Genomic DNA, 22,236 nt, shown 5'->3' with positions numbered 1-22,236 from the left:
TTATAGAACGATATTTTTGACTCAATAATCGTACCGAACAGAGCCGCTACGCGCTTATGCCTTTGGACCTGCGTTACGGATAGCGTCTGACACTTGATACTTAGCGAAGTTTTTAGTGAAAGCTTCTGCTAGTTTCTGGGCGTATTCGGCATATAGCGCTTTGTCGCCCCAAGTGTTGATTGGGTTGAGTAAATTGCTGTCTACGCCTGTGACTGCCACAGGAACGGCGAGGTTCAAGGTGTCTAAGTGGACGGTTTCAACATCTTTCAATTCACCGCTGACAATCGCATCGACGATGGCGCGGGTGGTTGGGATGTCAAAACGTTTACCTACACCGTGTGGACCGCCAGTCCAGCCTGTGTTGACTAAGTACACTTGGCTGCCGAAGGACTCAATGCGCTTCATCAACAGTTCTGCGTACACGCCAGCAGGGCGTGGGAAGAAAGGTGCGCCGAAGCACGTTGAGAAGGTGGATTGAATCGCCGAGGTTGAGCCGATTTCAGTCGAACCTACTTTGGCGGTATAGCCAGACAAGAAGTGGTATGCCGCTTGTTCTTTGGTCAGGATAGAAACCGGTGGTAATACGCCAGATACGTCGCAGGTTAAGAATACAACCGCATGTGGCTCAGCGCCGCAGTTGTCTTCTTTACGTTGGGCAATGTGCTCCAGCGGATAGGCTGCGCGGGTGTTTTCCGTCAGGCTGCTGTCTTTGTAGTTAGGTACGCGGTGTTCGTCCATAACGACGTTTTCAAGCACAGTGCCGAAACGAATCGCATCCCAAATCACGGGCTCATTCTTCTGGCTTAAGTCGATACATTTGGCGTAGCAACCGCCTTCGATGTTGAATACGCCGCCGGGTGCCCAGCCGTGTTCATCGTCACCGATCAGGAAGCGTTTTGGATCGGCAGAAAGTGTGGTTTTACCTGTGCCAGATAAACCGAAAAACAGCGTAGTGTCGCCATCTTTACCTACGTTGGCCGAACAGTGCATAGGTAGCACGCCTTGGGCTGGCAGTAGGAAGTTCTGCACTGAGAACATAGACTTTTTCATTTCGCCAGCGTATTTCAGGCCGGCAAGCAGCACTTTACGTTCAGCGAAGTTTAAAATCACGGTCGCATCTGAGTTAGTGCCATCACGTTCTGGTACGCAAACAAAGTCAGGGGCATTGATGATCTGCCACACTGGTTTGTCTTTACGATTAAATTCTTCAGGAATGATAAATAGATTGCGGGCGAACAGTTGGTGCCAAGCGTATTGTGTAGTAACACGTACTGGTTGGTAATGTTCAGTATCGGCACCGACTTCGAGATCAGATACAAACAGTTCTTTATCGGCTAGGTAAGCTTCAACCCGTGCCCATAAACCTTCAAAAGCACCTGGATCGAAAGCTTGATTGACTGGGCCCCATTCGATATCAGCTTCTGAACTGGGTTCTCTTACAATGAAACGATCGCCAGGTGAGCGACCGCTGCGAGCGCCTGTTTTAGCAACTAATGCGCCATTGGCTGTCAATTCACCTTCGCCGCGTAGCAGGGCAAATTCGACAAGTTGTGCTGTTGAGGGGTTAAAGTGAACGCGGTTTAATCCATCCGCCATAGTGAGGTCTCCATTTGATTTGTAAGGTTATTTTAATATCGATCGTCTGCCGATTTAATTTTATTTATCGCCTGAGTCGTGCTAGGTGACAAAGTGAGGGCGATTGTAGCCTAAGCCGAGTGCAATGTGTGAGGGGATTATAGGTATGAATAAAAAATGGGCGCCAAATAGGGCGCCCATTTTTTAGCGGGAGTCGTTTTACTGCTGGGTTGTTGATGTTTGACCGTTAGCAAATAAGGTTGCTACGTCTATGGCATCAAAGGTGTATTTAGCGTGGCAATATTCGCAACCCATTTCTATCTTGCCATCTTCGGCGAGTATGGCTTCGATTTCTGCTTGATCTAAGGTTTTGATCGCGCCGGCACTGCGTTCATGGGAACAAGTGCATTTAAAGCTCACATCGATAGGATCAAATAAGCGTACTTCTTCCTGATGATAGAGGCGATGTAACACGCTTTCTGCATCAAGAGTAAATAGCTCTTCGGCCTTGATGGTCGACGTCAGTTGGCTCAAGTGTTCGAAGTCGGCGTTGTGATCTTGCTGGCTTGGCAGAATTTGTAGGAACATGCCCGCCGCTTGTTTGCCGTCGGCAAATAACCAAATTCCCGTAGGTAACTGCTCAGATTGATTGAAGTATTCTTCAACACAGGCCGCAAGTGTTGGCTTGTCTAGTGCAACGACACCTTGGTAGCGTTCACCTTCGTCGGGTGTTAAGGTGATGACCATGTAGCCTTGGCCGAAGAGTTCTGTGAGGCTAGCATCATCGGCGAGTTCAGCATTCCAGCGAGCCACACCGCGTAACTCTTGTAAATTGTTACCGTTGATCACCGCTAAAGATACAGGGCCGTTGCCTTGTAACTGTACGCTGATATCACCGCTAAATTTCAATGTAGCGGTTAATAGTGAGGTGGCTGCCATTAATTCACCCAGTAGCACTTGCAGTACGGCTGGGTATTCTTGGGCGCTGATCACTTGTTGATAGCTGTCTTGTAACTGCACCAGTTCACCGCGCACATCGGCATTATCGAACAAGTAGCGGTGTAAAGTATCTTGGTTCATCGTGTATCTCACTGTTAAAGGTCTTTAAAGCGCATGAGCTGGCGTCGTTGCTTTTTATCTGGTTTCTGATCGGGTATCGGGTTATTGAGCATGTGGAGGCGTCGTTGCTCAGCATTAATGGCCCGTTTAGCCAGACTTGTCGCGGTTTCTTCGTACAATTCTTGTGCAATCGAACCACTTTGGCGTAATTGCGATAATTTTTTTATGACGATCTCTTTATCGTCATATCCTTGGCGTATCTTAAGGACGGCGCCTATCTCGGCATTCCTACTAGATTTGGCACGCTGGCCGTTGTAATGTACTTTGCCGCCGTTAATCATTTCTTTGGCGATGGCACGGGTTTTATAAAAACGTGCAGCCCAAAGCCACTTATCGAGTCGAATGTCTGTTTTATCGCTTTGACTTTGAGTCATAGTGTCTCCAGCTAAAAGATCGATGAGTTCACATGCCGAGCAAGAAAATGCGTCAAGAGCATTTCTATTATGTTAAAGGGTGGCGTGCTTCACACCCTTTTATGGCGGGCAAAGTTAGCATAATTGGCCTATTTTCGCCAATTTGAATGCTGTTATGGGCTTGTTGCCAAATGCTGCCTAGGTTAGCATGAGACGGTAATCGCCTAATTATTATAATCAGAACAGAGACCTGTATCGAGGGTCCACATAAAATATGGATTTATTAGATAAAGTTATCGCAAAAGCCATTGGCATGCCCCATAAGCCCTTAAGCCGGATAGTCTTCTGGTTGGGTTTTATTGTGATCATGTTGTTAGCCGCGCAAATTACATGGAAATTAGTGCCTACTAGCTCATCACCCAGTGCTTGGTCACCAACGCCCGTTAACCTGACGGGTAAAGGTGCTGGGCAGGTTGATCTTGCGGGTTTACAGCAGCTTGGTCTCTTTGGTAAGGCAGATGCTAAATCTGAAAAGCCAAAAACTGAGGTTGTTGAGACTGTGACCGACGCGCCTAAGACCACGCTCTCTATTCAGCTCACTGGCGTTGTTGCATCGACAGCAGATCAGAAAGGCTTAGCGATCATTGAGTCAAACGGCAGCCAAGAGACCTACAGCTTAGGCGATAAAATCAAGGGCACTTCGGCATCTCTGAAAGAAGTCTATGCCGACCGTATTATCATCACTAACGCTGGCCGTTACGAGACATTAATGCTCGATGGCTTAGTTTACACTAGCCAAAGCCCAGCCAATCAACAGTTACAACAAGCTAAGACTAATAAGACTGGCTCGGCAGTGAGCCGTGTCGATCAACGTAAAAATGCCGAAATCTCCCAAGAACTCGCCGAATCCCGCACCGAATTGTTAGCCGACCCTAGCAAGATCACCGATTATATTGCCATTTCACCTGTCAGACAGGGTGACGCTGTGGCGGGATATCGCTTGAATCCAGGGAAAGACGCCAATTTGTTTAAGCAGGCGGGTTTTAAAGCTAACGATTTAGCCAAATCGATTAATGGATACGACTTGACCGTAATGAGTCAAGCGTTAGAAATGATGAGCCAATTATCCGAGTTAACCGAAGTTTCTATTATGGTTGAGCGGGAAGGACAATTGGTTGAAATCATGTTTAGTTTGCCGCAATAACACGCGTTAGAGGAAAGAAAAAGAATGAATAACAAAAGGATTCGACGCAAGCTGATTGCTGGGGTTGTTGCGGGTGCAGCCATGTTCTCCTCCCAATTCGCTTGGTCTGAACAGTATGCGGCCAACTTTAAAGGCACGGATATTCAAGAATTTATCAATATAGTTGGTAAAAACCTGAATAAGACCATCATAGTTGACCCGACAATTCGCGGCAAAATCAACGTTCGCAGTTATGATCTGTTGAACGATGAACAGTATTACCAGTTTTTCCTCAACGTCTTACAAGTTTACGGTTATGCCATCGTCGAGATGGAAAATAACGTTATTAAAGTCATTAAAGACAAAGATGCCAAAACCGCTGCAATTCGAGTCGCTAACGATAACGACCCCGGCCTTGGTGATGAAATGGTGACGCGTATCGTGGCCTTGTATAACACTGAGGCTAAGCAATTAGCGCCGTTATTGCGTCAACTTAATGATAATGCGGGTGGCGGCAACGTAGTAAACTACGACCCCTCCAATGTTTTGATGTTATCTGGCCGTGCCGCTGTCGTGAACAAGTTAGTCGAAATTATCCGTCGAGTGGATAAGCAAGGCGATACCTCGGTGCAAGTCGTGCCGTTAGAATTTGCTTCTGCGGGTGAAATGGTACGAATTATCGATACCCTTTATCGTGCTACCGCTAACCAATCCCAATTGCCAGGCCAAGCACCAAAAGTGGTTGCTGACGAACGTATCAATGCCGTGGTCGTGAGCGGTGATGAGAAGAGTCGTCAACGTGTGGTCGAGCTTATCCATCGTCTCGATGCCGAACAAGCCAGCACAGGTAACACAAAAGTCCGTTATCTACGTTATGCCAAAGCAGAAGATTTAGTTGAAGTGCTGACCGGTTTTGCCCAAAAGTTGGAAGGCGAGAAAGATCCGAGCGCTCAGGCTGCGGGTGGTGGTAAACGCCGTAATGAAATTAATATCATGGCGCATACTGAAACCAACGCCTTAGTGATCAGTGCTGAACCCGATCAGATGCGCACTATCGAGAGCGTGATTAATCAACTCGACATCCGCCGTGCTCAAGTGTTAGTTGAGGCGATTATCGTGGAAGTGGCTGAGGGCGATAACGTTGGCTTCGGGGTGCAATGGGCATCGCAATCGGGTGGTGGTACTCAGTTTAATAACTTAGGCCCAACCATAGGTGAGATTGGCGCGGGGATTTGGCAGGCGCAGGATGTGAAAGCTTCCCAAACTTGTACAGGTTCGGGTGATAATCAGACCTGTACAGATAACCCTGACACTAAAGGCGATGTTACTTTACTCGCCCAAGCCTTAGGAAAAGTGAATGGGATGGCTTGGGGCGTGGCCATGGGCGACTTTGGCGCCTTAATTCAAGCCGTGTCGAGTGACACTAACTCAAACGTACTGGCAACGCCTTCTATTACGACCTTAGATAACCAAGAAGCCTCGTTTATTGTGGGTGACGAAGTGCCTATTCTGACAGGTTCTACCGCCAGCTCGAGCAACAGCAACCCATTCCAAACCGTTGAGCGTAAAGAGGTTGGGGTTAAACTGAAAGTGGTGCCGCAGATCAACGAAGGCAGCTCAGTTAAGCTGACGATTGAACAGGAAGTTTCTGGGGTTAACGGTAATACAGGTGTGGATATTTCTTTCGCGACTCGTCGGTTAACCACTACTGTTATGGCGGATTCTGGTCAAATTGTGGTACTCGGTGGTTTGATCAACGAAGAAGTACAAGAAAGTATACAAAAAGTACCGTTCTTGGGTGATATCCCTATTCTAGGACATTTGTTTAAATCTTCTTCGAGCAAAAAAACGAAGAAAAACCTCATGATCTTCATCAAGCCAACGATCATACGTGATGGCATCACGATGGAAGGGATTGCTGGGCGTAAATATAATTATTTCAGAGCATTACAGCTTGAGCAGCAAGAGCGTGGCGTGAACTTAATGCCAAATACTCAAGTGCCAGTGTTGGAAGAATGGAATCAGTCTGAGTATTTACCTCCTGAAGTTAACGAGATTTTAGAGCGTTATAAAGAAGGTAAAGGCTTAGATACTCAGATGCGTAAAACGGATCCAACGCTCAAAACGCTCGATGAAAACAAAAACAAAGATAAAACCAATGAGTGAAATTCAACTATCCCAAGTCGATGACCTCAGCCAAGTCTCCAATGAGCTAGGCCTTGAAGCTGAAGGTGATGAGGTATTTCGTTCGAGCAGTAAAGAGCGTTTGCCTTTTGCCTTCGCACACCGCCACGATGTGGTGCTCGCGCTGGGTGAAACGGGCGAGTTAAGCTTGTTTTATACGAGTAAAACACCGTTAACGGCTATGCTCGAAGCGCGGCGTTATTCGGGTGTTGATTTGCCTTTGGTTAAGCTCGAAGTGGCGAAGTTTGAGGCCAAACTCACTCAAGCATATCAGGCGAACTCGTCTGAAGCACAGCAGTTGATGGAAGACATCGGCAACGAGATGGATTTATTCACCCTTGCCGAAGAGCTGCCGCAGACCGAAGACTTGCTCGAAGGTGATGATGATGCGCCTATCATCAAACTGATTAATGCCTTGTTATCTGAAGCGATTAAAGAAGAAGCGTCGGATATCCATATCGAAACCTACGAGAAACAGCTTGTGGTGCGTTTCCGTATCGATGGTGTACTTAAGGAAGTCCTCAAGCCAAACCGTAAACTGTCGTCGCTGTTAGTGTCGCGGATTAAGGTTATGGCTCGCCTCGATATCGCCGAAAAACGTGTGCCGCAGGATGGCCGTATTTCGCTACGTATCGCAGGTCGTGCGGTGGATGTGCGGGTATCGACCATGCCATCGAGCCACGGTGAACGTGTTGTACTGCGTCTGCTGGATAAAAATACTGGCAACCTCGATTTAGAACAATTGGGGATGACAGACAGTATTCGCGTTAAGTTTGAAGATCTTATTCGTCGTCCTCACGGGATCATTTTGGTGACTGGCCCAACGGGCTCGGGTAAAAGTACCACTTTGTATGCGGGTCTGACGGAGATCAACTCCAAAGACACCAACATACTCACAGTAGAAGACCCTATCGAATACGAGTTAGACGGTATTGGTCAGACCCAAGTTAACACTAAGGCCGACATGACCTTCGCCCGTGGTCTGCGCGCTATTTTGCGTCAAGACCCCGATGTAGTAATGATAGGCGAGATCCGTGACCTCGAAACCGCGCAAATTGCGGTGCAAGCGTCACTCACTGGCCACATGGTGATTTCAACCCTACATACCAACACAGCCTCTGGCGCGATTACACGTTTGCAAGACATGGGCGTAGAGCCTTTCCTCGTGTCTTCAAGTTTACTCGGTGTGTTGGCTCAACGTTTGATCCGAACCCTTTGTCCTAAATGTAAAATCGAGCATGTGCCCGATGCGCGTGAGCGTGAGTTGCTGGGCATAGCCGCCGATGACGACAGACGTATTTTCCGTGCCAATGGCTGTAAATCCTGTGGTAACAATGGCTACCGTGGTCGAACCGGTATTCATGAGCTGTTACTGGTTGACGATAATGTGCGTGAATTGATCCATGGCGGCCGCGGAGAGTTAGCCATCGAAAAGTATATTCGTCAGTTTGTACCGAGCATTCGTCACGATGGCATGAGCAAAGTGCTCGCAGGCATCACCACTCTCGAAGAAGTGCTACGTGTGACTCGCGAGGAGTAATTTATGCCAGCATTTGAATATAAGGCACTGGATGCCAAGGGAAAGCAGCTTAAGGGCGTGATTGAGGCGGATACCGCCAGACACGCCCGCAGCCAACTGCGCGATCAGCGCATGATGCCCTTGGAAATACTGCCTGTTACTGAAAAAGAAGCCAAAGCTAAGAGCAGCAGTTTTTCGTTTTTCAAACGTGGCATTTCAGTTGCTGAATTAGCTTTGATCACCCGCCAAATTGCGACCTTAGTGGCCGCGGGTTTACCGATTGAAGAATCCCTTAAAGCCGTTGGTCAGCAGTGCGAGAAAGATCGTCTCGCGAGCATGATTATGGCGGTACGTTCTCGGGTGGTGGAAGGTTATAGTCTGGCCGATTCCTTGGCTGAATTTCCGCATATTTTCGATGATTTATACCGTGCCATGGTGGCCTCGGGTGAAAAATCCGGTCACTTAGAAGTGGTGCTTAATCGGTTAGCAGATTACACAGAGCGACGCCAACAGCTTAAATCTAAGCTGACCCAAGCCATGATTTATCCCGCGGTTTTGACCACTGTGGCGATAGGGGTGATTTCAATCCTGCTAGCAGCGGTTGTGCCTAAAGTGGTCGGACAGTTTGAGCACATGGGCGCTGAGCTTCCCGCCTCGACCCGATTTTTGATCTCGGCCTCTGACTTTGTGCAAAACTATGGTGTGTTTGTGGTCATCGCCTTAGTGCTGCTGTTCGCACTCTTTCGGCGCATGTTAAAGTCACCTGCGTTTCGGATGAAGTACGATAATTTTTTATTGAGCATGCCAGTTGTTGGCCGCGTGAGTAAGGGATTAAATACGGCGCGTTTTGCTCGGACGTTAAGTATCTTATCCGCCAGTTCAGTGCCTTTGCTCGATGGTATGCGTATCGCCAGTGAAGTGTTGCAGAATATGCGAGTGCGGGCCGCAGTTGACGATGCGACCGCACGCGTGCGGGAAGGAACTAGCTTAGGTGCAGCGTTGACTAATACTAAGTTGTTTCCGGCTATGATGTTATACATGATTGCGTCGGGCGAGAAGAGTGGTCAACTTGAGCAGATGTTAGAGCGGGCCGCCGATAACCAAGACAGGGAATTCGAAGGTAACGTCAACATAGCATTGGGTGTATTCGAGCCTATGCTGGTGGTCAGTATGGCGTGTGTTGTGCTCTTTATCGTGATGGCAATTTTGCAGCCAATTTTAGCCTTGAATAACTTGATTAGCGGTTAATTTTTGAATTTATGGATTATGACCAAGTCGATTGGCATAGGATTTTTTAGGAGAAGTAGTCGATGCAAATGAACAAGAAACATCAAGGTTTTACCTTACTCGAAGTGATGGTTGTTATCGTGATTTTAGGGATTTTAGCCTCTATGGTTGTGCCTAACTTGATGGGTAACAAAGACAAGGCTGACCAACAAAAAGCCGTGTCTGACATAGTTGCACTCGAAAATGCCTTAGATATGTATAAGTTAGATAACGGTGTTTATCCATCGACCGAACAAGGCTTAGAAGCATTAGTGCAAAAGCCTACGATTTCGCCTGAGCCACGTAACTACCGTGAAGATGGTTATGTAAAACGTTTGCCAGAAGATCCATGGCGCAATAACTACCTGTTGTTAAGCCCTGGCGAAAACGGCAAGTTAGATATTTTCAGTGCAGGCCCCGATGGTCAACCAGGTACCGAAGATGACATCGGTAACTGGAATTTACAGAATTTCCAATAAGATGCTAAAGCTGCGTCACGCTGGTTTCACCTTAATGGAGGTGATGCTAGTGATTTTGTTGATGGGGCTCACGGCTGCGGCTGTGACTATGTCTATCGGCAATTCTGGGCCGCAACAGGCCTTAGATAGAACGGCGCGGCAGTTTATTGCGGCCACTGAAATGGTGCTTGATGAAACCGTTTTAAGTGGCCAGTTTATTGGTATTGTGATTGAGAAAACCAGTTATCAGTTTGTTTTTTATAAAGAAGGTAAGTGGGAGCCTTTGGATAAAGACAGACTCTTATCTGAAAAGCAAATGGAGCCAGGGGTTGTACTGAACTTAGTGCTCGATGGTTTACCTTTGGTACAAGAGGATGAGAAAGACGATTCTTGGTTCGAAGAACCGCTGATTGAACCCTCTGCCGATGATAAGAAGAAACACCCTGAGCCACAGGTCATGCTATTCCCGAGCGGTGAAATGAGCGCTTTTGAGCTGACGTTTATCGCTAAAACTAACAAAGGCCAGCAGGCCGAAACGTTAGTGGTCGGTGATGCGCTGGGCAGATTAACCATAGGGCGCCCCGATGAAACGCGTTAAGGGCATGACCCTACTCGAAGTGATTGTTGCCCTTGCCGTATTTTCGATTGCAGCTGTGTCTATCACTAAAAGTTTGGGCGAGCAGATGGCAAACATGCCGATTCTGGAATCGCGCACTTTGGCACAATGGGTGGCTGATAATCAGATGGTCGATGCCAGACTTGATCCACAGTTTCCTGAAATCGGTAAAAAAGAAGGTCAAGTTGAGCTCGCAGGAAAGGATTGGTATTGGCGTAAAGAAGTTGTGAAAACGACGGACGATAATTTTCGTATGATCCGCATAAGTGTGAGTGAAGACGAACGCTATCAGCGTATTGCCGCACAAGTGAGCAGTTATGTCCTTAAAACTAACTAGTGCGCAGCGGGGATTCACCCTGCTGGAAATGCTGATCGCCATTGCGATTTTTGCCATGATAGGTTTGGCTTCTAATGCGGTACTTAGCACAGTGCTGACTAACGATGAAGTGACGCGCGCGTTTTCAACTCGGCTTAAAGCTCTACAACAAGGCTTTGGTGCGATTGAGCGTGATCTCGCGCAAATGGTGGCGCGCACGCCAAGATTACTCGAAGGTGGTCGAGGTTCGACCGTCTTCCAAACGGGCAATGATATCTTAGATTCGGAATCGGAAGCCTTAGTGTTTTACCGTTTAGGCTGGTTAAATCCCGACGGTTTATTACCGCGGGGCAGCTTACAGTCTGTGGCGTATGTGGTGCATGAAGGGCGGCTGGAACGTTGGTATTTTCCTTATCCTGAGCCTGAATTTGGCGCCGAGCCGATTAAGACAGTGATTATCGACAAAGTGCTGTCGGTGGAATATTCCTTCTTTATGGAAGACAAGTGGGAGCGCAAAGTCGAGGCGACTAAGTTGCCTAAAGCGATCGCCATGGAGATTGAGATTGAAGGTTTAGGCAAGATCCAACGTAAGTTCTTGTTGCCGCTGGGTGCTGTTGCACCAGAAAAGTCTAAGGATGACGATAATAAAGACGAAAATCCTGACGATACGAACAAAGATAAAGACAAAGATGGTGATGGAGTCGATGATGGCTCGGGGAACGATCCAGGTGACGGTTCTGGTGATCCAGGTGATGGCGACCCTGAAGATGAGGGCCGCGAATGAGAACCCAATCTCGGTCTAAACAGCGTGGTGTCGCACTGATAGTTGTGCTCTTGATAGTTGCCATGGTGGTGATCATCGCGACAAATATCACAGGCCGTAATCAGTTATCCATGCGTCGAACGTTGAACTTGGCCCAGTACGATCAAGCCTATTGGTATGCTATTTCTGCCGAAGAACTGGCGAAGAAGATTTTAAAACAAGATTTAGACGACTCGGAAGGTCGAGTCCACAGGCAACAATATTGGGCCATGGCCGATGTTGTGTTTCCGGCGGAATACGGTGAAATTGCTGGCAAGATCACTGATATGCGCGCCTGTTTTAACTTAAATGCCTTGTCTGTGACCACGAAAGAGGTGGAAAACAGTCAACCTAAGCTGCCGCTGGCGGCGAAGCAATATAAGGCCTTGTTGGTGAGTTTAGGGATGGACGACTTTAGTGCGGACCGTCTGACCCAGACCTTAAAAGATTATATCGACGAAGACACCACTGCTAGCCCTTATGGTGCCGAAGATGCGGAATACGAAGCGCGAAATGTGCCTTACCGTGCGGCCAATACGCTAATGAATCATCGCAGTGAGTTACGGGCAGTGATGGGATACACCCAAGATATCTATTTGAAACTCTTGCCCTATGTATGCGTTATCCCTGGCAATGACAGGCAATTACTGAATGTGAATACCTTGGAAGTCGAGCAAGCGGCACTGTTAGCTGGCATGCTCGAAAATCAGATTTCGGTAGGCGAAGCAGAAAGTATCATCAACCAACGCCCCGGCGATGGCTTTGCCAAGATAGATGACTTTTATGAAAGCTCATCCATGGGATCGATCAAGTGGGAAGGTGCCATGAAGTCGAGCTTTGTCATCGATAGCCAATATTTTTTATTGGCCTCGGGGGCGAAGGTTGATAACGCCGTATTTAGAATGGAAAGTGTGCTCAAAAAGAGCGGCGGCAATAAAATGGAAGTGCTCACCCGTCAGTTTGGTGGCCAAAAATAATGGTAGTGCTCACCCGGCAGGGTTTGATGTTGGTGGGCAAAAATAATGACAGTGCTCACCCGTCAGGGGTTGATGTTGGTGGCCAACAATAATGGAAGTGCTCACCCGTCAGGGTTTGATTTTGGTGGCCAAAAATAATGGAAGTGCTCACCCGGCAGAATCTGGTGGACAAAAATAATAGCAACGAGCTCAGTCACGCTTTCTTGACTGGGACTGGTGGAGAAAAACTGTGAGTGAACGGCTATTTATTCGCTTAGGCAGAACAGCAGAGCAAGCATGCTCATGGCTCGTTTGGTCTGAGCAAGAACAGGAAATTATCGCCTCTGGCGAGCTCGCCAATGCCCAAGGTTTGTCGACCTTAACCGAGCGTGCGGGCAATCGTCCCGTCGATGTGTTAGTGCCCGCCGCGGCGATGACACTCACTAGTGTGCATTTGCCCGAAAAAGGCCAACGCCAAGCCTTGAAAGCCTTGCCTTTTATGCTCGAAGAAGCCTTAGCCGATGATGTCGATGCTATGCATTTTACTGTTGGTCCACGTGACGGTGACGCCTTAAGTGTGGTCGCAGTGGCACATGAGCAAATGCAGACTTGGTTGAGTTGTTTGACCGAAGCGGGTTTAAAAGTGAAGCGCATTGTGCCTGATTGTTTAGCCTTGCCATTGCAAGAGTGCCAATGGGCGGCAATGAATTTTGGCAATGAGCTATTGCTGCGTACCGGATTAGCTTCGGGCCAGAGCTTACCTCTGCCTTGGTTGCCAATTGCGTTAGAACAACTTAAGCCTGCACAGGGCGAAGTCTCTGTCGCCAGTTATACCGAGATGCAACTCGAGGGTGTCGAGCTTAAGCCGCAGTCACTTGAGCTACCTATGTTAGTGTTGGCCCGCGGTATTTTGCATGCGCCAGTGAACTTACTGAGCGGCGTTTACACGCCGAAGCGTGAATACAGCAAACAGTTGATGATGTGGAAAAGTGCGGCCATCGTTATTGCCATCGCGTGCGTGCTGGCCTTAGTGAATAAAGGGCTGACTATACATCAAGTCAATGGTCAGATTGCCGATCTTAAAGCCCAGAGTGAATCCATTTATCAGCAAGTGATCCCGGGAAATTCGCGCATTGTTAACCTACGTTCGCAGATGGAAAGTCAGTTACGTGCATTGCAGGGACAGGGCAGTGGTGCCGAGTTTTTTGCCATGCTCGATGGTTTACAGGATGCCTTTAAGCAAGTGCCTGAACTTAAACCTAATAGCTTAAGATTCGAAAGCGCGCGTAACGAGATCCGCATGCAAGTGAGTGCGAAAAATTACGCGCAGATCGAGAAGTTTAAAGAGATTGTCGGTCGTCGTTTTCAACTCGATGGCGGCACTATGAATAGCGGTGAAGAGCAAGTCACCAGTACCTTAACCTTGAGGAGCAAATAAGATGGATAATTTGCGGACTTGGTGGCAAGGGCTCGCATCGCGCGAGCAGCAATTAGTGGGCTTTTGCTCGGTATTCTTAGTTATAGGTATTTTTTATTGGGGTGTTTGGACGCCGATTGCCAATGCTGAAGCCGATGCATTACGTAACCTCAATGCACAGCAACAGACGTTGAACTATGTAAAACAAACGGCGAATAAAATAGCGAGTCTTAAGCAGAACGGTGCTAAGCCGACTACGTCGGGCAGTTTAAGCTCAGTGGTTAACCAAACTGCGGGCAATTATGGGTTAGTGATTACTCGCATGCAGCCTCAAGGCGATAAAATCCAAGTGTGGATGGACGATGTTCCTTTTGATGCCTTGTTAGGTTATTTGAGTGAGTTAGTGCAGAAGAAAGGACTTTCACTCGAAAGTGTTGATTTGGCTGAGGCCGATGTACCTGGCTATGTCAAAGTGAGACGTATCCAATTAGCGCAATAAATTAAGGTGTAGCTGTGAGTTTGATAAAAAAAGTCATCATAGGCGTACTGATTTATTTAATATTTTTAGTCGTCCTATTCCCCGCTAAGATTGCGATAGCGTTAGCCCCATTGCCCGCGAATATCAGTGTTTCGGGTGTGAGTGGCAGTATTTGGTCTGGCAGCATAGAAACCTTAAGTATGCCGCAGCGTCAGGTAGAGCAAGTGCGTTGGGATCTGAGTCCTTGGGCGCTATTTTTAGGTAAAGTGAAAGTTGATTTTCAAGTGGGTAGCCGCGCAACACCTGTCAGTGCTAAGGGATTAATCTCTTGGTCCATGGGAGGCTTAAGTGCGAAGGGGTTACGTTTCGAAGCGCCTGATAGCTTTTTACTCGGCAATGCAAAACTGCCCTTTAGAACCGAAATCACCGGTGAAGTCAGTTTGTTGGTTGAGACGCTAGAGCAAGGTAAGCCTTGGTGTGAACAGTTGTCTGGTAAGCTGTTTTTGAATCAAACCAATGTTAAGAATCAGTTTGGTAACTATCCTCTAGGTAATATTGAACTCGGACTGAGTTGTGTCGAAGGCAAAGCGCAATTGGCCACAGATGAAACCAAGAACCAGCTTGGTATTGTTGGTACTTTACAGTTAGATGAAGGCAATATGGTGAAGGTTGAGGCTAAGATTAAAGAAACGGCAGAGCAACCGGAAGATATGCGTGAGTCGCTGAATATTTTAGGTAAGCGTGGTGCGGATGGTTATTTCCCTGTGGTATATCAGGGGCGGATTCCAGGGTTATAGCACTGTTTTAGATGAGCACTTAAACTTAATGTGAGTGCTCAGATGTGAAGGCCGTAATGCGAGGGTTGTGACTAAACGTTCGATCATAAAACAACGCTATGAATAGAAACGAAGGCACCTTAGGTGCCTTTTTTATAGCCTTTTTATCGCGTTAGATCAGTCAGTAGTGAGTGATAGTCGGTAATTGCGGGAAAATCGTGAAAGACTTTGATTGGTTTTTTACTGTCAGGGTTAGCAATCCCCAATTGATGGCCCACGCCAGCAAGTTTAGCGGCTTTGAGTATGGGTTCGCTATCGTCGATAAAGAGACAGCGACTTGGTTCAAGGTTGAATTGTTTAAACAAGGTCAGCCAGAATTGTGGGTGTTCCTTAGGGTAACCTGTCTCGTGGCTAGAAATCATGTCATCGAGCCCTGCTGATAGCTCGGTATGTTCAAGCTTTAGGGCAAGACTCTTGGGATGCGCATTGGTCACTAAGATGCGCCGTTTACCCGCAGAGGCCAAGGCCACTAAAAATGGCATGCTGTCTTGGCGCAGTTGAATGCGATCCACTAAAGTGCGGTGCAAGCCCATAATGTCGAGCTGCAGTTGCTCCTGCCAATAATCGAGACAGTACCAATCGAGCGTGCCGACGACTTTCTCATAGGCGTTCACAACTAATTGCTGCGCTTCATTGTGGCTCAAACCTTGTTGGCGACTCAATTCCTGCGGTACTAAATTCAGCCAAAAATGATTGTCGAAGTGCAAATCCAATAGGGTGCCATCCATATCGAGCAGAACCGTATCGATAGTCTTCCAGTTAAACATGGGTATTTCCTATTTTTGCAAAACTGAATCACGCTTAGCATTGATTGTTGCACTGCGTAATACTCAGTGATGACGATGATTCGAGTCACTTGTATGCTCAAATCTTTGTGCTAGTCTTGGATGATTAATTATTTTTAGTCTGAAAATTAAGCGGTTGGATATGGATATCTGTTCTTTTGCCCTATTAGCTCAAGTTTCAAACTCCCTTAGTTTACAGCAAGAGTTGAATGCTTTGCTGCAACAAGACTGGTTACCCCATGTAAATCAGCGTGATTATATGGGGGGGTGGGATGTTCTCGTCTTACGCTGTGCTGCAGAGTATCGCGGTGCTCATCCTATCTTGCAAGCCTTCTCAATTTCTACTGGTCAGCACTGGCAAGATTTGCCTCAACTCGAATCGAGCCCTGCGTTATGCCATTTTCTGCAATCTTTAGCCTGCCCAGTGAAATCCGTGCGTTTGATGCGCTTACATGCGGGGGCAGAAATCAAACCCCATAGAGATCAAGGGCTCTGCCTAGAACAAGGCGAGGCAAGATTACATTTGCCACTGCAAACGAATGAGCAACTCAACTTTTACGTGGACGATAAACGTGTACCCATGCAGGCCGGAGAGCTTTGGTATATCAATGCCGACCAAGTTCATTGGGTTGAAAATAAAGGGCAGGATGCGCGGATCAATTTAGTGATTGATTGCGAGGTCAACACTTGGTTAAGGGAGTTAATCGATGCTGCAAAGATCAGAGCTTGAATTCGGGCATAGTTTGGATGTAGCTGTATTAACTCAGTTTGCTAATGCGCTACTGCTGTCGACCTCAGCGGGGGAGTCTAAACGGCTCATCGATCCCATGCTGAAGCAGTTGTGCCAAATAGCAGCAGTGGAGTTACACCCCGAGTCTTTTTTGGATACTGAGGCGAGCCATACGCCTTTTGGTAAGGCGGTGTCACTCACTACCGCGGCGCAGTGTGCCGAAGATCCCGAGCGGGGGCGAGTCTTTATACAAGGGATTTATCAAGCAATACAAGATCGTCTAAAGGCTCATCCCGGGCAGACTGTGAACATCTTATATGCGGGGACAGGGCCTTTTGCTTGGTTATTATTACCTCTGTTGCCGTTATTTTCTGCGAGTCAAATTCAAGTGACCTTGCTCGACATTCATCAAGCCTCGTTAGATAAAGTCACCAAGCTTATTGAACACTTTGATTTAGCTGATCGTGTGGTGGAGAGTGCTTGTGCGGATGCCACGCTTTGGCAGCCAAATACAGTCGTTAAGTTTGATGTGATTCTTTCCGAAACCATGAAGCACTTGTTGCAACAGGAGCCGCAAGTGCAAATTTTTACCCATTTACAGGCGTATCTTGCAGATGATGGTGTGCTCATCCCGCAAAATATTGAGTTAGAAGCTTGGCTTGAGTGTCGTACTGTGCAGGATTTTGTGGAGACGCATTATTTAGGGCCGTTATTCGCGCTCAACCTACAAACAGCACGCTTGCTTGCCAGTGGAGACCGCAGTTTCTTGGCTGGTACATTACTATTGCCCGATTTCAGCCCGAGTGCGGTAACGCTTAAGTTCACGACTTCCATTCAAGTCTATGGTAATTCCACGCTGAGCGAAAACCAATCTCAACTCACACTGCCTCGATATCGACGCGAGCATTGGCTTAAGCCTCTCTCATGCCTTGCTTTTCGATATGAGCAGGGGACTCATCCCGATTTTGTGTTTGATGTTATAGAGCAAAACCCTGTGCTTGTGTCGAGTGACGATCTGAGCTGCTTAGGCATTTATCATTTGCAGCGGCTTTGGCAAAAGATACAGCTACGCAAACGGGGAGTGTCATTCACCGAACTGGCTAATGAATGGCACTTAGATAAAACCTTGCTGGATCTTTGTGGAATAGGGCTAGAGCCGGGTCTAAGAGCTTTATATCAAAACGATCATCAGTCAGCTTTTGTTGCTTACATTCAGCAAATCGCCAAGCTGACAGCCGCGGATATTGCTGGGATTAATCAGCAATTAGGCGCTATTTCCCATGGATTAATGCCATCGGTCACAGTACCAGAAGTCGAAGACTTAAATTCAGCAGAGGTTGAAGACTCAAATCCGGCGGCAGTCCTCAGTGAGTCACAACTCAATTTTTGGCAAAGTGAAGGCTACTTAGTGATCCCGCAAGTACTCACGGCAGAGCAATGCGCCGCAACACGAGATTTTATTTGGCAGCAGTTAGGAGCCAATGAACAAGATCCCACCACTTGGTATCAACCTCATGAGTTTATGCAGAAAATCATGCTGCAACTGTTTCGCCATCCGCAACTGGACGCGAATCGACAAGTCCCCAAAATCCGTCAAGTGTTTGAACAATTGTGGCAGCGAACTGATTTAGTCATGACAACCGATAGAGTCAGCTTTAATCCACCTGAAACGCCAACTTGGCATTTCCCCGGTCCTGATATGCACTGGGATATGCCGCTACAGCTACCCGTTAAGTTTGCGACTCAAGGGTTAATTTATTTAACCGATACCAGTGCGGAACAAGGCGCATTCTGTTGTGTCCCCGGATTTCATCTCAAGATAGAGGAGTGGCTTCTCGAACAGAACAAGCCTGATATTGAGCTTCAGCAACAGGATTGGCATCGCTGGCAAGTAAAACCTATAGCTGCTAAAGCGGGCGATTTAATCATTTGGCACCATGCCTTGCCCCACGGCGCCAGTCCTAATTGTGGGACGTTACCGCGTATGGTGCAATACATTAACTTTTACCCTATGGCTTCCTAATGGTTGATTTTAAAGAACAACAGCAACGCTATTGGTTGTTAGTTCATAATCCAGCCGCCCTGAGGGAGCTTGGCAAGGTTATGACTCTCACCAACTTTTGCCAATATTTGCGGCTTTTTTGGCACTTACCAGACTGTGGTGATGATACGTTACTGGCCATCTTGCATACTGGTAATCGACAAAGGATAGAGCCGGATTATTCACTCTTCTGCCAGTTTTGGGCGCCAGCAGACTATGACCCTAAACGCAGAGTATTAGAGTGGATGTCCGCCGCAGAAAAACCGATTCATCCTTTCTACTCGGAGCATATTTCTGCCGTGCGGGGTCAGTTATTGTCCGCCTTGATCAAACCCCAAACTGCTCTGTTACCTGCGCCAAATCTTTCTGGGCTAGTAGAACAAGTGCAGCCTGCCGGATTTATATTTCACCTCTCTCGCTGTGGATCTACCTTAGTGTCGCGCAGTTTTGCGGGGTTATCTAAATGCAGGGCGTTATCTGAATCGCCTTTGCTGACTCAAGTGCTATTGGATAGGAACCTATCAGACACTGAAAGACGCGCAGCTTTAATATTTTGCATTAATACCCAAGGTCAGTTGTTTCATCCTGAACAGCATTTGTTGATTAAATGGAATGCGTGGGATTTGCAGTTTTGGCCATCGATCCTATCACTTTATCCTCAAGTTCCCGTGTTATTGCTACTTAGGGACCCCGTCGAGATCTTAGCCTCGCAGCAAAAGTCTGCTGGATATCATATGGTGCGACAACCGTCTCGACCTTTATTCCGTGAATTATCAGTACCAGAGGAGGGGGAGTCGATACTGGATTATCAATGTAAGGTATTGCGCTTGTTATTGGGTTATGGGTTAGAGATGAGTCAGCGTAACCAAGTGATGGTCGTGGATTATCAGGAGTTGTTACCCGCGATAGCGAATAAAATCGCAAACTGGTTTTCGTTGGCTCTCTCTAAAGAAGAGTGCAGCCAAGTCGAACAATGTCAGTTAATACACTCTAAAACAGCCACGCAGCCCTTTGTAGCAGATTCACAATCTAAACAAAGTTTTTTTTCGGCTAAGCAAAAAGAACAGATCCACCGTTATTGTAACTGGTCTAATCTTCACCTTTTTGAAACTAAAGGTTAACATAAATCTTGTATTTTTGTGTGATGTGAACTAGCTTTAGCCAACTATCTATATTAAAAAATATCAGCAAGTTAACGTTTTTATTCTAGGGATGGAAAATGCAACCATGTACTTCCAAGTCGTTAGCCTTTTTTATTCTGCGAACGCATTTCCCTGAGTCACTCTTTAAACCTGTCATTCGATTTGTTGAGTTTTGCCCGTTAACCCCGAGCTGCCACGACGAATTAAAGAACTATAAAGCGCTGTTAGAGTTACTTATTACAGGGAATGTATTTGATGGTAGAAGACATCGTATTACCTAAAGCCTATTCATTGCGTTATGCGTATAAAAATGACGATGCTTTTGTATTTGCACTATTTTGTTCTGCAAGGACGGAATTGTCTCTATTACCGCTTCCCCCACAGCAACGAGAGCTGTTAGTGCAACAACAATACCGCTTACAGCAAGCGAGTTACGCTGCCCAATACCCTCAAGCGGTGACTCTAATCATTGAATATCAATCAATTTCTATTGGCAAAATCATACTTAATCCCTCTGCTAACGGTGTCCATATCGTCGATTTTGTCATCGCACCGCAATTTCGTGGCTATGGTTATGGTTCAGTCATTTTGGACTCGGTAAAAGCCTATGCCCAAGCAAAAGAGGCGAGTGTGAGTCTGAGTGTTGATCGACAAAATATGCGTGCGAAACAGTTATATCTTCGTTTGGGTTTCTCACCTTTTGAAATATCACCTACTCAAGAGTGGCTATCGTGGCCATCACCATAGGTAGTGTTGTTTGAGGGAAGAGGAAAGCGTGTGTAATCAAACAGATGATGTATAGATAGGTTTATTTTTATTAAGGAGTCATGGATGTCTGATTTTTTTCTCGGAGAAATTAAGCTTCTCCCATACAACTGGGCACCTAAGTATTGGACTTTGTGTGCAGGGCAATTATTGCCCATCAACACCAACCAAGCGCTTTTTTCACTCTTGGGTACGACCTACGGTGGCGACGGTATCAATACTTTTGCGTTGCCGGATTTACGTGGTCGCGTACCAGTTCACCCTAATGTTAGTGCAGGTTTGCCTCAGGGCAGTAAGGCGGGTGTTGAAAATGTAACCCTAGTACCTAACAACCTGCCAGTACACAATCACCTTGTGATGGCCAGTTCTACGGCGGGCGATACCACGTTGCTTGCAGGCAATAATATTGCCGCCGCCAAAAATACAGCAGGTGAGGTCAATTTGTATGGGTCCGCTGCAAGTTTACAAGCGTTGGACCCTGCAACTGTATCCAGTACCGGCGGCAATCAAGCCCATGAAAATTGTCAGCCTTCACTGGTAATGAATTATTGCATTGCCACTCAAGGCATTTACCCTTCACGTAACTAGAGGAGAATCACTATGGATCCTTATATCGGTGATATCCGTCTTTTTGCGGGTAGTTTTGCACCTAGAGGTTGGATGTTGTGCGCTGGTCAGCTATTAAGTATTAGTGAGCAAAGCACTCTTTTCGCAATTATCGGAACCACTTATGGTGGTGATGGGGTAACAACATTTCAATTGCCGGATTTGCGCGGTCGCCTTCCGGTTGGGCAGGGTAATGGCCCTGGTCTGACTCCCCGTGTTATCGGTCAGCAGTTTGGTGTTGAATCCGTTACCTTATTAACGCCGCAAATACCTTCACACAGCCATAGTTTGTCGGCGAGTACTGCAAGTCCCTCCACATCACCTAGCCCTATGGGTAATGTCTTTGCCCACAGTAATACCGATAGTATTTATGCTCCTTTGCCATCTAGCGGTGCCGATCCTCAAGTTATGAATGCACTCAGTGTGCAAGCCTCAGGGGGAACACAACCACACAATAACATCATGCCTACTACAGCGATAAATTACATCATATGTATTGAAGGCATTTTCCCATCGCGTAATTAAGGAGCGAAATTATGGATCCATTTATAGGTGAAATCCGTTTGTTGCCATTCAGCTTCGCTCCCCACAATTGGGCGCTGTGTAATGGCCAAATATTGTCAATCGCAAGTAATACCGCGTTGTTTTCAATTATCGGAATTACTTATGGTGGCAATGGTACAACCACGTTCCAATTGCCTAATTTGCAGGGGCAGACCGTAGTTGGTGTAGGTCAGGGCCCCGGGCTGAGAACCTGGGATTGGGGCGAACAGTTTGGTGAAAATGGGGTGACGCTGATCTCCACTGAAATGCCAGCACACAACCACACGCTGACCGGTTTGAATAATCAGGGGACTTTGCCTTCTCCGGCAGCGAATACCTATCTTGCGAAGGATGGACGTGGTGGTGGCATAGTCAACTATATGCAGGCAGCACCAGGTACATTAAATACCACTATGGCACCACAGACTTTAGGTCTAAATGGTGGTGGTCTACCCCATGAAAACCGTCAGCCATTTATCGCATTGAATTATTGTATTGCCCTTTATGGTGTATTTCCGGCACGCAATTAATTGATGAATGATCCCG

At 47.0% G+C, this 22,236-nt stretch carries 23 protein-coding genes; 19 read left to right on the top strand and 4 right to left on the bottom strand.

Translation table 11 applies throughout. From position 1 onward, the window contains the following. Positions 1-54: 54 nt before the first annotated feature. The 3 genes from KO533_RS13500 to hslR form a co-directional block, all read right to left on the bottom strand. On the bottom strand, positions 55-1,596 hold the full coding sequence (locus KO533_RS13500) for a phosphoenolpyruvate carboxykinase (RefSeq protein ID WP_173497001.1): 1,542 nt from the start codon (positions 1,594-1,596) through the stop codon (positions 55-57). 198 nt (positions 1,597-1,794) lie between these two features. Next, on the bottom strand, positions 1,795-2,655 hold the full coding sequence (gene hslO / locus KO533_RS13495; protein WP_105250990.1) for an Hsp33 family molecular chaperone HslO: 861 nt from the start codon (positions 2,653-2,655) through the stop codon (positions 1,795-1,797). A gap of 14 nt (positions 2,656-2,669) precedes the next feature. Next, positions 2,670-3,068, bottom strand: a complete 399-nt coding sequence (gene hslR / locus KO533_RS13490) for a ribosome-associated heat shock protein Hsp15 (protein WP_219254607.1) — start codon at positions 3,066-3,068, stop codon at positions 2,670-2,672. A gap of 253 nt (positions 3,069-3,321) precedes the next feature. On the opposite strand from hslR, the gene gspC reads away from it, so the two are divergent. The 12 genes from gspC (at position 3,322) to KO533_RS13430 (ending at position 15,039) form a co-directional block, all read left to right on the top strand. Next, the gene (gspC, locus tag KO533_RS13485) at positions 3,322-4,251 is read left to right on the top strand and encodes a type II secretion system protein GspC (protein ID WP_105250992.1); all 930 of its coding nucleotides are present in this window, start codon (positions 3,322-3,324) and stop codon (positions 4,249-4,251) included. A 24-nt stretch (positions 4,252-4,275) separates the two neighbouring features. Next, entirely contained in the window at positions 4,276-6,396 is a 2,121-nt protein-coding gene (gene gspD / locus KO533_RS13480; protein ID WP_173242583.1) for a type II secretion system secretin GspD, read from the top strand. Then, a complete protein-coding gene (gspE, locus tag KO533_RS13475) occupies positions 6,389-7,954 on the top strand; it encodes a type II secretion system ATPase GspE (protein WP_105250994.1) in 1,566 nt (521 codons plus the stop codon). Before gspD ends, gspE begins: the two co-directional genes overlap by 8 nt. Positions 7,955-7,957: 3 nt before the next feature. Continuing rightward, complete coding sequence (gene gspF, locus KO533_RS13470; RefSeq protein WP_105250995.1) at positions 7,958-9,181, top strand: type II secretion system inner membrane protein GspF; 1,224 nt, start codon at positions 7,958-7,960, stop codon at positions 9,179-9,181. A 62-nt stretch (positions 9,182-9,243) separates the two neighbouring features. Then, complete coding sequence (gene gspG, locus KO533_RS13465) at positions 9,244-9,678, top strand: type II secretion system major pseudopilin GspG (RefSeq protein WP_105250996.1); 435 nt, start codon at positions 9,244-9,246, stop codon at positions 9,676-9,678. 1 nt (position 9,679) lies between these two features. Continuing rightward, positions 9,680-10,255 carry a type II secretion system minor pseudopilin GspH gene (gspH, locus tag KO533_RS13460; protein ID WP_113941577.1) on the top strand — a complete coding sequence of 192 codons (576 nt, stop codon included), beginning with the start codon at positions 9,680-9,682 and terminating at the stop codon, positions 10,253-10,255. Then, complete coding sequence (gspI, locus tag KO533_RS13455) at positions 10,242-10,610, top strand: type II secretion system minor pseudopilin GspI (protein ID WP_105250998.1); 369 nt, start codon at positions 10,242-10,244, stop codon at positions 10,608-10,610. Before gspH ends, gspI begins: the two co-directional genes overlap by 14 nt. Further along, positions 10,591-11,373, top strand: a complete 783-nt coding sequence (gspJ, locus tag KO533_RS13450; protein WP_105250999.1) for a type II secretion system minor pseudopilin GspJ — start codon at positions 10,591-10,593, stop codon at positions 11,371-11,373. Before gspI ends, gspJ begins: the two co-directional genes overlap by 20 nt. Beyond that, positions 11,370-12,368: a type II secretion system minor pseudopilin GspK gene (gspK, locus tag KO533_RS13445; RefSeq protein ID WP_105251000.1), complete on the top strand. Its 999-nt coding sequence runs from the start codon at positions 11,370-11,372 to the stop codon at positions 12,366-12,368. The genes gspJ and gspK overlap by 4 nt, the downstream gene beginning before the upstream one ends. Positions 12,369-12,597: 229 nt before the next feature. After that, a complete protein-coding gene (gene gspL / locus KO533_RS13440; RefSeq protein ID WP_131525233.1) occupies positions 12,598-13,785 on the top strand; it encodes a type II secretion system protein GspL in 1,188 nt (395 codons plus the stop codon). A gap of 1 nt (position 13,786) precedes the next feature. After that, positions 13,787-14,263, top strand: coding sequence for a type II secretion system protein M (locus tag KO533_RS13435; protein WP_105251002.1), 477 nt, complete (start codon positions 13,787-13,789; stop codon positions 14,261-14,263). Positions 14,264-14,277: 14 nt separating this feature from the next. Beyond that, the gene (locus tag KO533_RS13430; protein ID WP_219254605.1) at positions 14,278-15,039 is read left to right on the top strand and encodes a type II secretion system protein N; all 762 of its coding nucleotides are present in this window, start codon (positions 14,278-14,280) and stop codon (positions 15,037-15,039) included. A gap of 143 nt (positions 15,040-15,182) precedes the next feature. On the opposite strand, the gene yrfG is transcribed toward KO533_RS13430, so the two are convergent. Continuing rightward, positions 15,183-15,845 (bottom strand): GMP/IMP nucleotidase, encoded by a 663-nt coding sequence (gene yrfG / locus KO533_RS13425; RefSeq protein ID WP_219254603.1) that lies wholly within the window; start codon positions 15,843-15,845, stop codon positions 15,183-15,185. Between the two features lie 160 nt (positions 15,846-16,005). Between yrfG and KO533_RS13420 the strand changes: the two genes are divergently transcribed. The 7 genes from KO533_RS13420 (at position 16,006) to KO533_RS13390 (ending at position 22,220) form a co-directional block, all read left to right on the top strand. Further along, entirely contained in the window at positions 16,006-16,593 is a 588-nt protein-coding gene (locus KO533_RS13420) for an aspartyl/asparaginyl beta-hydroxylase domain-containing protein (RefSeq protein WP_173497006.1), read from the top strand. Next, entirely contained in the window at positions 16,571-18,616 is a 2,046-nt protein-coding gene (locus KO533_RS13415) for a phytanoyl-CoA dioxygenase family protein (protein WP_219254601.1), read from the top strand. The genes KO533_RS13420 and KO533_RS13415 overlap by 23 nt, the downstream gene beginning before the upstream one ends. Beyond that, the gene (locus KO533_RS13410) at positions 18,616-19,755 is read left to right on the top strand and encodes a sulfotransferase family protein (RefSeq protein ID WP_219254599.1); all 1,140 of its coding nucleotides are present in this window, start codon (positions 18,616-18,618) and stop codon (positions 19,753-19,755) included. Before KO533_RS13415 ends, KO533_RS13410 begins: the two co-directional genes overlap by 1 nt. 276 nt (positions 19,756-20,031) lie before the next feature. Beyond that, a complete protein-coding gene (locus KO533_RS13405) occupies positions 20,032-20,523 on the top strand; it encodes a GNAT family N-acetyltransferase (RefSeq protein ID WP_219254597.1) in 492 nt (163 codons plus the stop codon). An 84-nt stretch (positions 20,524-20,607) separates the two neighbouring features. Next, positions 20,608-21,129, top strand: a complete 522-nt coding sequence (locus tag KO533_RS13400) for a tail fiber protein (RefSeq protein WP_219254595.1) — start codon at positions 20,608-20,610, stop codon at positions 21,127-21,129. A gap of 12 nt (positions 21,130-21,141) precedes the next feature. Next, positions 21,142-21,672 (top strand): tail fiber protein, encoded by a 531-nt coding sequence (locus KO533_RS13395; protein ID WP_219254593.1) that lies wholly within the window; start codon positions 21,142-21,144, stop codon positions 21,670-21,672. 11 nt (positions 21,673-21,683) lie between these two features. Beyond that, on the top strand, positions 21,684-22,220 hold the full coding sequence (locus KO533_RS13390; RefSeq protein WP_113941567.1) for a tail fiber protein: 537 nt from the start codon (positions 21,684-21,686) through the stop codon (positions 22,218-22,220). Positions 22,221-22,236: the final 16 nt, after the last annotated feature.

The organism is Shewanella sp. NKUCC05_KAH, assembly GCF_019345585.1.
GTDB classification, from domain to species: Bacteria; Pseudomonadota; Gammaproteobacteria; order Enterobacterales; family Shewanellaceae; genus Shewanella; species Shewanella oncorhynchi.
This window is presented reverse-complemented; position numbering and strand designations above follow the sequence as displayed.